This window comes from Clostridium sp. BL-8 (genome assembly GCF_002006495.1).
GTDB lineage: Bacteria > Bacillota > Clostridia > Clostridiales > Clostridiaceae > Clostridium.
The window spans coordinates 24,785-37,876 of record NZ_LZZL01000033.1; the positions used below are offsets into that span (position 1 = coordinate 24,785).

Genomic DNA, 13,092 nt, shown 5'->3' on the forward strand with positions numbered 1-13,092 from the left:
AATTAAAATCCTCCCATTATCATTCCTATGTCTGATATCTTACCCATAAGTGACATCGCTCCACTGTGAATAAGATCAATTAGTGGTGATGGGAATAAACCGAAAAATATTAATACACCTGCAAGCATCACTATAGGTATCATTTCAACTCCTTTTGCATCCTCTAAATGATCCCATTCTTCTTTTCTTGGACCAAAGAAAGTGCTTTGAACTACCTTTAATATATAGGCAGCAGTAATAACAATTCCTAGAATTGCTAGTATTGAAATTGCTTTAAAGGGTATTATTGAAAAAAGTTTTCTTGGTTCATCATGAGATCCTAAAAATATTAGAAATTCTGCAACAAAGTTATTTAATCCTGGTAATCCTAATGATGCAAAACCAGCTATTATAAAACCAATAGCTACCCTTGGCATTTGATGTATTAAGCCGCCAAATCGAGCAATTTCTCTTGTATGAGCCTGATTATAAATATTTCCTATTAAAGTAAAGAATAATGCGGTCATAATACCATGAGCAAACATCTGAGCTACAGCTCCATCTATTCCTTCGAAGTTTAATGAAGCAATTCCGAGTAGCACATACCCCATATGACTTACACTTGAATAACCAATTACAAATTTCAAATCCTTTTGAGCCATAGCTACCATAGCACCATATACTATATTAGCTATTGATAACACTGCTATTAAAGGAACCCAATACTTTGCACCTTCTGGGAAAAGAAATACTCCAGCACGGATAATTCCATAACCACCAAGTTTCATTAAAACTCCAGCATGAAGCATGCTTACAGCTGTTGGCGCAGCTACATGTCCATCTGGGGACCATGTATGAAAAGGCCACATAGGTACTAATATACCAAAGCCTATTAGCATTAAGAAAAAAGCAAACTTTTGAAAGCTTGAACTATATTGAATAGTACTTAGGGTTTGTATATCAAAACTTCGTATACCTAATTTATTAGCATATACAAAAGTTGCAATAATTCCTATTAGGATAAATGCACTACCTACTAATAAATACAAAGTTAACTTCATTGCAGCATAATTTTTTCTTGTACTTCCCCAAACTCCAATTAATATATACATTGGAATAACAGCTATTTCAAAGAATAAGTAAAAGAAAAATAAATCTCTTGAAATAAATACTCCAAAAACACCTGCAACTAATAAAAGCAGGAATATGAAAAATTCCTTAATTCTTTTTTCCATTTTCCATGATGCAAAAACACCTGCAAAAATAACGATAGCAGTAAGCAATATTAAAGGTATGCTTAAACCATCCGCCCCTACAGAATAATTAATTCCAAAGGCAGGTATCCAAGAATAAGTTTCTTGAAATTGAAGCCCTCCTATTGACTTATTGTAAGTTACAAAAGCTATAATCGAAAGCAAGAGTGAAATAAAAGTAACAATTGCTGCTGTAACTTTTATTTCCTTTTCCTTAGTAGCTGGGAAAAAAAGTATTATAAAAATACCCAAAATTGGTGCTAATAGTATTGACGTTAATATCGGAAATTCCATCTATATCCCTCCTAAAATTGGTGCTGCGAGCCAAAGAATTATTAAAGCAATTGCAATGAAAAAAATCAAAGCATAGTTTTGCACCCGTCCTGAATGAATAAGTCTAAGTTTAGCTCCCGTTCTACTTATCAAAGAAGTAGTATTATCAAAAATTCCATCTACTATATTACGATCACACCAATTAAATAAATGGGATATATTTAAAATTACTTTTTCATATACTAAGTGATAAAGTTCATTTAAATAATATTGATTAAAAAGAAATTGATGTATAGTTCTAAACTTCGTGCTTAGAACTTCACTTGATATTACTTTCTTACCATAGATAAGCCATCCGAGTAGTATTCCTCCAGATGCCGCTGCTACTGATTCACCCATAACCATTAAATTTGCCTCAGGAATTTGAGATGTTTGAAAGTATATATATGAAGCAAATGTTTCATTTATAAAACCATAAGCTACTGAAAAAACTGATAATATAATTAATGGCATAGTCATACACCAAGGAATTTTATGGACAGAATGTTTTTCTCTTTCCTCGCCAAAGAATACTACAAAAACTAAACGAGCCATATAAAATGCTGTTAAGAATGCTGTAATCAAACCTAAATAATATAAAAATATATATCCATGTTCATAAGTTACTGTTAAAATCTCATCTTTACTGAAGAAGCCTGATAACGGTGGAATTCCAGCTAATGATAGAGAAGCAATTATAAAAGTTATGCTTACAAGCTTCATCTTTTTAATTAAGCCGCCCATTTTAAAAATATCCTGTACGCCTATAGCGTGAATAATACTTCCAGCTCCTAAGAATAATAACGCTTTGAAAAATGCGTGGCTTGTAAGATGAAACATTCCAGAAGTAAAACCGCCTACTCCCATTGCCATAACCATATACCCTAATTGACTCATGGTTGAAAAAGCTAAAATTCTTTTTAAATCTCTTTGAACTATTGCAATAGTTCCTGCCATAAATGCAGTTATTCCTCCAGTATACGCAATTACTAAGCTTACTTCTTGTAATGAAGAAAATAAAATATAGCCACGTGCTAAAAGATATACACCAGCTGCAACCATTGTCGCTGCATGTATTAAAGCACTTACTGGTGTTGGTCCTTCCATAGCATCTGGAAGCCAAACATGAAGTGGAAATTGAGCTGACTTTGCTACTGGTCCTGCAAAGATCAATAATGCTATTATAATTAAATAAGCAACATCTTTATATGATGGAATATTAGCAGCCAGTTCTCTAAAATTAAAAGTTCCAAAGGCCATGAAAAGGCAAAGCATTCCAACTAAAAATCCAAAATCTCCAACTCTGTTAGCTACAAATGCTTTCTTATTAGCTTTTACAGCTGAAGGCCTTTCATAGTAAAAACCAATTAAAAGATAAGAGCATAATCCTACTAATTCCCAGAAAAAGAACATTTGAAAATAATTATTAGAAATTACGAGCCCGAGCATTGAACTGCTAAATAGAGATAAATTTGCAAAGAATCTAGAAAAACCTTGCTCTCCTTTCATGTAACCTAACGAATATATCTCAACCAATAAACCTATAAAAGTTACAATTAAGAGCATAATTGCTGTAAGTGGATCAACTAGCACTCCAGCTTCAATCTTAATTGGAACCGAGAGCCAGGAAACAGCATATTCAATAGGCTGATTAATGCTGACTTTTGAAGCAATAACCTCATAAATAATGCCTAAAGAAAATATAAAAGAAAGAACCATCCCAACTATTGCAACTGCTGAACTAATACCTTTAGATTTTTTTGTAATAAAAGCAATAAGTATAAATGCAATTGCAGGAAATGTGGGAATCATCCACGCTAAATCTATAAATCTCATCATAACACCTACCATTTTAAAATATTGAAATCTTCTACATTAGATGTAGTATGACTGCGATAAATATTTAATATAATAGCTAAGCCTACAGCAATTTCAGCCGCTGCAACTACAATAACAAATATTGCAAAAAGGTGCCCTGTAACCTTTTCTGGCGCTAAAAATCTATTAAAAGCTACTAAATTAATATTGACTGCATTCATCATGATTTCTATTGACATTAATACACTGATAACATTTCTTTTAGCAAAAGCTCCGTAAAGACCAATACAAAATAAAGCCGCTGCTAGTATTAAATAACCTTCTAAACCAACCATTTAATTTTTCACTCCTTTTGCTAAAATAATAGCGCCTACCAAGGCTATTAATAAAAGTAATGCAGAGACTTCAAATGGAATCATATAATTTCCAAAGAATCCATCTGCAATAGCACTAATGGTATTTTCTATATTTAAATTCTTATAAGTAAACTTACTAACTAAAATTAAACGAGTAATAATCCCAAAGAATCCAAAACAAAATGCTAAACCTGTCCATCTTAATTTATTAAAGGGATTACTGTTTTTCATATCACTTTTTCGAGTAAGCATTATAGCAAATACAATTAAGATTGAAATAGCCCCCGCATAAACTAAAATTTGTACTAATGCTAGAAAATCAGCTTCAAGTAAGATGAAAACTACTGCGATACCTATAAATGTTAAAATCATAGCTAAAGCACTATGGATAATATTTTTTGAATGAACGATGCCTATAGCACAAGCTATAATTAAAAATGCTATTGGCCAAAAAACGTAAGCTGAAATCATAGTAAATCCTCCTTATTACTAAAAAGTGTTAACTTAGTTTTAGCTCTACTATAAGCACTTAATTCAAAATCCGATGTAACCTGCAGAGCCTTACTTGGACAACTTTCAACGCAGAGACCACAAAAAAGACAATACTCTAATTTCATCTCATATTTACTTAAATGCTTTTTCTTATTTTCATCTTTATAACTTTCTACATTAATAACTCTATTTGGGCAGCTCAAAGCACAAATGCTGCATGAAATACATTTTTCTGAATCCAGTTTAAAAGAACAACGAGAACGTGGTGGTAACTTTGGATGTTCTTCTGGATACTGCTGAGTAATATTTTTTTCAAATAAATGTCCGAGGGTTACTCTAAGACCATTAATTAATCCTTTACCAAACATTAATTTCACCTCTTAACTAACTAACTGAAATATTTTAATACCTATTCCTGTAAATAAAATATTCATTAAAGAAATAGGAATAAGATACTTCCAATTCAAAGACATCATATGATCCAATCTAATTCTAGGAAAAGTCCATCGAACAAGCATAAGCAGTAGAATTACTAAATAAGTTTTTAAAATGAACCAAATCCACGAAGGTAATATAGGGCCGCTGGCTCCCCCTAAAAACAAAGTAACTGTAAAAGCTGAAATAGCAAACATATTAGTGTATTCTGCAAGATAAAAAAGTGCATATCTCATTCCGCTATATTCTGTAAATGGCCCAGCTACGATCTCCTGCTCTCCCTCTGCTAGATCAAATGGTGCTCTATTTAACTCTGCTGTGGCAGCGACAAGATAAATAATGAATGCAATAGGCTGTAAAAAAATAAACCACACTTTATTTTGCGCTGCGGTAATTTCAGTTAAGTTTAAGGAACCGCTTATCATAATTACCCCAAGAAGTGAAAAAATCATAGGAATTTCATAACTTATCATTTGGGCAACCACTCTCATTCCACCTAAAAGTGAGTACTTATTATTAGATCCCCATCCTGCCATTAAAATAGGTATAGAAGAAGTTCCAGATATAGCTAAAAAATAAAGCAATCCCAAATTTAAATTTACTGCAATCATATTTTTACCAAAAGGTAGAACTGCATAAATTAATAAGGCAGGAACCATAACTAATAAAGATGCCATTACAAAAACCAATTTATCAGTTTTCTCTGGGATGATATCTTCTTTACCTAAGAGCTTAACGACATCTGCAACACTCTGAAATATCCCTCTTGGTCCAAATCTATTTGGTCCAAGACGCTGCTGCAGATAGCCACAAAATTTCCTTTCCAAATAAATCAGATACATAGCATTTAATAATACAAATACCTCAATAGCAATAAAATAAATTATGCTCATAATGATATTTATCAAAAAACTTGGTATTCCTAATGATAAAACTAATTCATTAATCCATGTTGATATATTTACAAATATATTTTCCATTTTTACCTCCCAAACTATCTGTCAATTTCCCCTAATATAGGATCAAGTGATGCTAGTATCGCAACTGCATCCTGAATTGTGCCACCTATTGTCATTTCAGGGAAGGCACCAATATTAATAAAAGACGGCCCATGAATGTGTAGTCTATAAGGTTTATCCCCTCCATCGCTCACCAAATAATAACCTAGAATACCTTTTGAACCTTCAATTTGGTGATAGATATCTCCCTTTTGAGGTTTTATCAGTCTTGGAATTTTAGCTAAAACTGATCCCTCTTGAATTTGTTCTAATGCCTGTTTAATTATTTTTACGCTCTCTTCCATTTCTCCAATACGCATTAACCATCTGTCATAACAATCCCCGTTTTTCCCGACAATTACTTTAAACTTAAAACGATCATAGATTCCATAAGGTGCATCACGTCTTAAATCCCAGTCTATCCCTGACGCCCTAAGGTTTGGGCCTGTAAAACCATAAGACAATGCTCTTTCCCCATGAATTATTCCAACATTTTTTGTTCTAGCTATAAAAATTTCATTGCCAGTAATAATTCGCTCATATTCCAAAAAGTTATTATCCATATCATCAAGAAAACTTTTTAAGCTTGGAATAAATTCTTCAGGCAGGTCATAGCTTACTCCACCTATGCGCATATAATTTGTAGTCATTCTAGAGCCGCAAACCATCTCAAATAAATCAAGTATTCTTTCTCTATCTCTAAAAAAATACATCCAAGGTGTATGTCCATTTAAGTCAAGTGCTAAACTGCCTAAATAAACCTGATGACTTGCAATTCTCTGAAGTTCAGCCATTATTATTCGAAGATACTGTGCTCTTTCAGGTACTTCAATGTCCATAAGCTTCTCTACCGCCTGAACATATCCTAATTCATTTAACATTCCAGATAAATAATCTAATCTATCAGTATAAGGTATAAATTGAGTATAAGTCCTTGATTCTGCTAATTTTTCCATCCCTCTATGGAGATAACCAATGACATTTTCAGCCGTTACAATCTGCTCCCCATCTAAGGTAAATATTGCTCTATAAACGCCATGGGTACTTGGATGGTGAGGTCCAAAATTTAAAGTCATCTCTTCTGTATGCAAATCCTTATTGTGTTTCACCATTAAACTTACTCCCTTCTACTAATAACCTTAAAATCTTTTCTAAGTGGATGCCCCTTAAAATCATCTGGGCATAATATTCTTTTTAATTCTGGATGACCTATAAAGCTTACTCCAAACAAATCATATACTTCTCTTTCCTGAACATTGGCTGCTAGCCAATACCTAGTTAGTGAAGGAATTTCAAGTTTTTCATCAAGTTTTACTTTTATTCTCATTAATTCACGAGTTGCTAATGATATAAAATGATAAACACAACTTAACCCTTCTTCTTCTACTGCCGTTAAATCAACTAAAAAATCAAAGCCATAATCTTTTACCTTTCTTATAACCTCTAAAAAAATATTTATATCTATATAAATTTCAATTTGTGTACTTTCTTTAACCTCAATATCTTGCTTATATTCTGTTTTTAATTCTGAAATCAAATTTTCACTAGTTTTACTCAATTTTATTCACCTCATTTTTACAAATTATCTTCTCTTTTAAAGTTAAAAGACCATGAATCAATGCTTCTGGCCTTGGAGGACAGCCAGGAATATAAACGTCAACAGGTAAAAATGTATCTGCACCCGGAACAACACTATATGAATCCACAAACGGACCTCCACTTGTAGCACAGCTGCCCATAGCAATTACCCATTTAGGCTCTGGCATTTGCTCATATAATTTCCTTACTACAGGTGCCATTTTTTCTGTAACTGTTCCTGCAACTATCATTAAATCTGCCTGCCTTGGTGAAGCACGAAAAACTTCATAACCAAAGCGTGCAATATCATAGCGAGCACCTCCAGCAGCCATCATTTCAATGGCACAACAGGCTAATCCAAAGGTTAATGGCCAAAATGAATGAGCACGACAAAAGTCTAAAGCACTGTCTAATTTGGTAAATACAATATTTTTTTCTATTTGTTCCTTAATGCATTTATCTTCATTTAAATTTATTTCCACTCTAATGCCCCCTCTTTCCACGCATACCATAAGCCAATAACTAAAATACCTATAAAGATAAACATCTCTAATAATGCAAATAAACCTAGACTTTTAAACCTTACTGCCCACGGCAATAAAAAAACTGTTTCAACATCAAACAGTAGAAATACTAGTCCATACATAAAGTAACTTACTTTAAATCTAATCCAGGTTGATCCAGTAGTCTCGACACCACATTCATAGGTTGATAACTTTTCCTTATTGGGCTTCTTAGGTCTTACAAAAGAAGCTGTTAACAAAACTACCATACCAAAAATAAATGAGGCTACAAGAAAAATTCCAATAGTCAAATAATTTTGTATCATTTTTATCTCCCTTCAAAACAATTTTTTTTATTTATACTAATGCGCAAAAAATTTATTATTAAAAACAGCAACCTTTAATAGCTCTCTATTTGTTCAAATATTACCAAGTTTTTATGTAGTTATTATGTAGAAAACCCATAAGAAAACTTTTAAATTTTACATTAATCACTCTATTAACTATAAAATAGCGCTTCATAAGAAAATTCACCTACTTAATTTGACCACAAAAAAACCAGAAGCTTATATTATCTAAACTTCTGGTTTCATATATTTTTATGTGATCTATTCATTTCTAATACTGTTTATAGTGCACTTGCCGCTAATAATCCAATAACCACAGCTAAGTGATACTTTAATCCAATTTTGCCTATTAGCCCCATACTTCTTCCTTTTGTTATAATACTCTTTTTATATGATAAAAAGCTTAAAACAGATTTATAAGGAAATAGAAAAAGAACAGGCACTAATGCAATAATAGGGTAAATGTGTAATAACACCAATCCAAAAGTTAAAATAACTAACATTATCACATTAAAGATCCATAACCGCTCAGCATTTTTTCTCCCTATAATAATAGGCAGAGTTTTTCTCCCAGATTCCCTATCCTCTTCTATATCGCTTAAATTATTAGTTAATAATATAGTTCCAATAAATACTGCTGTTGGAACCGTAACTAAAACTGTACTTAAATTTAATATACCTGATTGAATATAAATCACTGTACTTGTTATTCCTATCCCCATAGTAGCTCCTGACACAAATTCACCAATTGGAGTATAGGAAATAGGTAAAGGTCCAAATGCATAGAAAAGTGAAATAAGCCCACCAAAAATTGCAACCAGCAATATATAATAACTTGTTTGACTAGCTATAAAAATACCAATTATAAGAGCAATTAATTGATATGAAAATATTATAAACAAAACTTGTTTGGGAGTAATCTCTCCACTTACTAAGGCTTTCTCTTCACTACTTTTTTTATCATCTGCTCCACGTTTAAAATCAAAGTAATCATTAATCATATTTGTAGCACTTTGAATTAATATCATAGCAATTACTAATAATATAAAATAAAATATATTTAACTTTTGAAAAGCATATTTTGAATAAACTGAACCTAAAGTTACAGGAATCAATCCTGCAACAAGAGTTTTTATATCCATAAGTTTTACTATTGATTTAAAAGTCATTTTTTCGTCTCTCCTCATCAAAGAATTAACTATTATCTTTGTTTTGCTTAATGATAGCATTTGTAACCGTTACGCATGAAATTAATATATTATTTTCATCAAACATTTCAATATCCCACACATGAGATGTTTTTCCCATATGTAGTAATCTGCCTTTTGCTATAATATACCCTTCTATTTTTTTAGCTTTCATATGATTTGCAGTTATACTTTGCCCCACAGCTGCTTGATCCTTATTTATCTTTCTAATTGAAGCATAACCTGCAATTGTTTCTCCAAAAGCAATTGTTGCTCCTCCATGTAGATATCCAAAAGTTTGATCATGAAAATCAGTTAAATTCATTTTTGCTTCAAGTGTGTTTTCATATACATGGATATATTCAATATTTAAACCTTCTATTAAATTCATTTTATATTCACCATCCATTTTTAAAATAATCTATTGTAAGGTCTTTTAAAACCTCTTCATTAACCTTCACTCCTAATCCATAGCCTTTTGGTACTTTAATAATGCCATTTTCAGCTATAATTTCCGGTTTTATTACATCTCTTTGAAAATAACGCTTTGACGATGATAAATCTCCAGGAATATAAGTATCCTGCAGACTCGCCAAATGAACATGTAACACCTTAGAAATACCACTTTCAACCATACTTCCAATCCAATATTTAATATTGTTTTCTCTGCATAATTCAATCATCTGCTTTGCATAATATAAGCCCCCAACTCGCCCTATTTTTATATTAAGCGCTTTAAATGCCTTTAACTTGATTGCAGCATTTAAAGCTTTAACTGTTTGGATACTTTCATCTAAACATATCGGAGTCTTAAGTTCTTTTTGAAGTTTTTGATAATCTAAAAGACTTTCTGAATCTAATGGTTCTTCTATGCATAGTAAATTTAATTCATCGAACTTCTTTAGTCCATTAATTTGTTCAATGCTATAACTTTTATTAGCATCTGCCAGTAATTTTATATCAGAATATATTTCTCTAATTGCTTTTAATTTTTTAAACCCATCTTCTGGTTTTATCTTTATTTTAAAGCGAGTATATCCTTCCTTCTTATAGACTTCAATCTGCTTTATAATCTTTGAACTTTCTGAGTCTCCAAGCACTATTCCTGCATATATCTGTTCATTTGTTTTTTCATTAAATGCAAGCTCCATAATTGATTTCCTATTTCTTTTAGAATACAAATCCATAAGGGCGTTCTCTAAGCCTGCAAGTGCCATTGGATATTCTGTGTCAATATTCTTGTGTATATCATAAGGATGCTCTATAGCTTTAAATATTAACTTTGGAATATATTCATTTATTAATACCTCTTTAGAAATTGCCAATGTTTCATTAGTGTAAAATGGATCATTAAATGAAACTACTTCACCATAGCCTTTGTTATTAAATTCATCATAAACCTTAACTATTATTGTTTCTCGATAATTCATAGACGTTTGTGAGGTTTTAAAATTAAAGTTCAAAGGCATTCTAATATGAAAAAGCTCTATTTTCTTTACCTGCATCTGTTAAGCACCTTCTTATAGATTCTTTTTTAATATTTTACCAACTGCATTTTTAGGAAGCTCATTTAGGTATATGATGTCTTTTGGTAGTTTATATCTTGCTAACTTATTCGAAAGATACTCTAATATTTCATCTCTTCCTAAAGAGGATACTACATAAAGCACTGGAACTTGACCCCACTTTTCATCTTTTTTACCAACCACTGCACATTCCTTTACTTTAGAATGATTATATAAAATATTTTCAATTTCTCTTGGGTAAATATTCTCACCACCAGATATTATTATATTTTTACGGCGTTCAAGTATAAATAGAAATCCATCATCGTCCATATAACCTACATCTTCTGTATTAAAGTATCCTATAATTTCCTCTTTGCCAATATATCCATCCATTAACATTGGGCTTTTAATATAAACTTCACCTACTCCTTTTTTATCTGAGTTTTTAATAAAGATTTTTACATTTTTAAGCGGCAAACCTACTGAATCAATTTTTTCAGGATGCTCTAATACAGAAAAGGTTGTAGATTGACTTGTTGTTTCTGTCATTCCATACGTCTTATATATTGGAATGCTCCTTAATATACCTTTTTCAACCAGAGCCTTAGGGATAAACTCACCACCTAATAGAACTACACGCAATTTATGTTTCTTTATTTTATCTATAATTCTATTTAACACTGTTGGCACAATAGATAACATATTAATATTACCATCTTCAATTAATCTTAGTACTTGTTCTTCATTAAACTGTTCCAATATGGTAAGTTGAGTTCCATTATATAAACTTCTCAGTAAAATAGTTAATCCGCTAACATGATACATAGGCAATATTACAAGCCAATTATCTTCCTGTGTCACTCCCAAAGCTTCTTGTGATGCTTTCACATGATTATAAAGTTGTTTCCATTTGAGTGGTACTGATTTAAACTTTCCTGTTGTAGCACTTGTATTCATGATAACAGCAGTGCTTTCCTTATCAAAATCCTCTGGCAATTCTGATTCATTTTTTTTGCTTTGATACACTTGATGAAAGGATATAAATTTATTATCATAAGAAAAAACCGTCCGGATCTCTAATGAGTCTAACTGATTTCTTATTTCTTCATCTGTTAAGCGCACATTTAGCATAAGAACTTCCTTTTCTAAGAATTGAAATGCCAGAAAAAATAATGCCATATCAACTGAGTTATTTGAATAAATAGCAACTCTTTTCTCATCTTTTACATAGGCTGATAGCTTTTGAGTTAATTCTATTACACGTTCATAAACTTCACCAAAAGTTAAATCATTAATAAATTTTTTATTTGGATTTTTAATATTATGTTTCCTAAGCCAATTCATTTTATGTCACCTTTATCTATGGAAATTTGGGAAATTGCTCAAAGTCTGGATTTCGTTTTTCTTTAAAAGCATCTCTACCTTCTTTGGCTTCCTCTGTGGTATAAAATAAAAGCGTAGCATCTCCAGCTAATTGCTGCAATCCAGCTACTCCATCTGTATCTGCATTAAATGATGCTTTTAAAAAGCGAAGTGCAGTTGGCGAATGCTGCATAATTTCCTTTGCCCATTTTACTGTCTCTTGTTCTAGCTCATTAAACGGAACCACTGTATTTATAAGTCCCATTTCTAAAGCTTCCTCAGCAGTATACTGACGACATAAATACCAAATCTCGCGAGCTTTTTTATGCCCAACAATACGTGCTAAATATCCTGCTCCATATCCACCATCAAATGAGCCTACTTTAGGACCAGTCTGACCAAATTTAGCATTTTCAGATGCAATTGTTAAATCGCATACAATATGCAGCACATGTCCACCGCCAATTGCATATCCATTAACCATTGCAATTACTGGCTTTGGAATCACCCTAATCAAACGCTGTAAATCTAAAACATTTAAACGAGGTATATTGTCTTCTCCTATATATCCTCCATTTCCACGCACTTTTTGATCTCCTCCTGAACAAAAGGCTTCATTAGCCTCTCCCTGTCCATGATTAGCCCCTGTTAAAACTATTACGCCAATTTTGCTATCTTCACGAGCTATTGTAAAAGCTTCAATTAACTCCATAATAGTTTTAGGACGAAAAGCATTGCGTACCTCTGGACGATTAATTGTAATCTTTGCAATTCCATCATAGACTTCATATTTAATGTCTTCATAATTACGGTTTAATTCTTTCCAATCAAATTTCTTCATATTTACATTCATTCCTTCCATTTTGCTCAAAGCTCAATAAAATATTATTGTGTTCTGACTTTTAGCTAATTATCTTACTTTATTTCTTTTCTTAAAACATTCAGGTATAAGGCAAAATCAAAT

General features: G+C 31.9%; 15 protein-coding genes. All 15 read right to left on the bottom strand.

The window, feature by feature from the left end:
• Positions 1–2: 2 nt before the first annotated feature.
• The 15 genes from CLOBL_RS12720 to menB all read right to left on the bottom strand — a co-directional run bounded on the left by CLOBL_RS12720 (position 3) and on the right by menB (position 12,969).
• Positions 3–1,526 carry an NADH-quinone oxidoreductase subunit M gene (locus CLOBL_RS12720; protein WP_077859379.1) on the bottom strand — a complete coding sequence of 508 codons (1,524 nt, stop codon included), beginning with the start codon at positions 1,524–1,526 and terminating at the stop codon, positions 3–5.
• Positions 1,527–3,380, bottom strand: coding sequence for an NADH-quinone oxidoreductase subunit L (nuoL, locus tag CLOBL_RS12725; protein ID WP_347472829.1), 1,854 nt, complete (start codon positions 3,378–3,380; stop codon positions 1,527–1,529). It abuts the gene before it with no gap.
• Positions 3,381–3,388: 8 nt separating this feature from the next.
• The gene (gene nuoK / locus CLOBL_RS12730; protein ID WP_077859381.1) at positions 3,389–3,697 is read right to left on the bottom strand and encodes an NADH-quinone oxidoreductase subunit NuoK; all 309 of its coding nucleotides are present in this window, start codon (positions 3,695–3,697) and stop codon (positions 3,389–3,391) included.
• Positions 3,698–4,189, bottom strand: a complete 492-nt coding sequence (locus CLOBL_RS12735) for an NADH-quinone oxidoreductase subunit J (RefSeq protein WP_077859382.1) — start codon at positions 4,187–4,189, stop codon at positions 3,698–3,700.
• Entirely contained in the window at positions 4,186–4,578 is a 393-nt protein-coding gene (locus tag CLOBL_RS12740) for an NADH-quinone oxidoreductase subunit I (RefSeq protein WP_077859383.1), read from the bottom strand. Before CLOBL_RS12740 ends, CLOBL_RS12735 begins: the two co-directional genes overlap by 4 nt.
• Before the next feature lie 12 nt (positions 4,579–4,590).
• Positions 4,591–5,625: an NADH-quinone oxidoreductase subunit NuoH gene (gene nuoH / locus CLOBL_RS12745; protein WP_077859384.1), complete on the bottom strand. Its 1,035-nt coding sequence runs from the start codon at positions 5,623–5,625 to the stop codon at positions 4,591–4,593.
• Positions 5,626–5,639: 14 nt separating this feature from the next.
• Positions 5,640–6,755 carry an NADH-quinone oxidoreductase subunit D gene (locus tag CLOBL_RS12750; protein ID WP_077859385.1) on the bottom strand — a complete coding sequence of 372 codons (1,116 nt, stop codon included), beginning with the start codon at positions 6,753–6,755 and terminating at the stop codon, positions 5,640–5,642.
• 5 nt (positions 6,756–6,760) lie between these two features.
• Complete coding sequence (locus tag CLOBL_RS12755) at positions 6,761–7,201, bottom strand: NADH-quinone oxidoreductase subunit C (RefSeq protein WP_077859386.1); 441 nt, start codon at positions 7,199–7,201, stop codon at positions 6,761–6,763.
• Positions 7,194–7,703 carry an NADH-quinone oxidoreductase subunit B gene (locus CLOBL_RS12760; protein ID WP_077859387.1) on the bottom strand — a complete coding sequence of 170 codons (510 nt, stop codon included), beginning with the start codon at positions 7,701–7,703 and terminating at the stop codon, positions 7,194–7,196. The genes CLOBL_RS12755 and CLOBL_RS12760 overlap by 8 nt, the downstream gene beginning before the upstream one ends.
• Positions 7,694–8,050 (bottom strand): NADH-quinone oxidoreductase subunit A, encoded by a 357-nt coding sequence (locus CLOBL_RS12765; RefSeq protein ID WP_077859388.1) that lies wholly within the window; start codon positions 8,048–8,050, stop codon positions 7,694–7,696. Before CLOBL_RS12765 ends, CLOBL_RS12760 begins: the two co-directional genes overlap by 10 nt.
• A gap of 302 nt (positions 8,051–8,352) precedes the next feature.
• Positions 8,353–9,240 carry a prenyltransferase gene (locus CLOBL_RS12770; protein WP_077859389.1) on the bottom strand — a complete coding sequence of 296 codons (888 nt, stop codon included), beginning with the start codon at positions 9,238–9,240 and terminating at the stop codon, positions 8,353–8,355.
• 25 nt (positions 9,241–9,265) lie between these two features.
• Entirely contained in the window at positions 9,266–9,649 is a 384-nt protein-coding gene (locus tag CLOBL_RS12775; RefSeq protein WP_077859416.1) for a PaaI family thioesterase, read from the bottom strand.
• A 7-nt stretch (positions 9,650–9,656) separates the two neighbouring features.
• Positions 9,657–10,763, bottom strand: a complete 1,107-nt coding sequence (gene menC / locus CLOBL_RS12780; RefSeq protein ID WP_077859390.1) for an o-succinylbenzoate synthase — start codon at positions 10,761–10,763, stop codon at positions 9,657–9,659.
• 15 nt (positions 10,764–10,778) lie between these two features.
• Complete coding sequence (gene menE, locus CLOBL_RS12785; protein ID WP_077859391.1) at positions 10,779–12,110, bottom strand: o-succinylbenzoate--CoA ligase; 1,332 nt, start codon at positions 12,108–12,110, stop codon at positions 10,779–10,781.
• Between the two features lie 16 nt (positions 12,111–12,126).
• Positions 12,127–12,969, bottom strand: coding sequence for a 1,4-dihydroxy-2-naphthoyl-CoA synthase (gene menB, locus CLOBL_RS12790; RefSeq protein ID WP_077859417.1), 843 nt, complete (start codon positions 12,967–12,969; stop codon positions 12,127–12,129).
• Between the last annotated feature and the right edge of the window lie 123 nt (positions 12,970–13,092).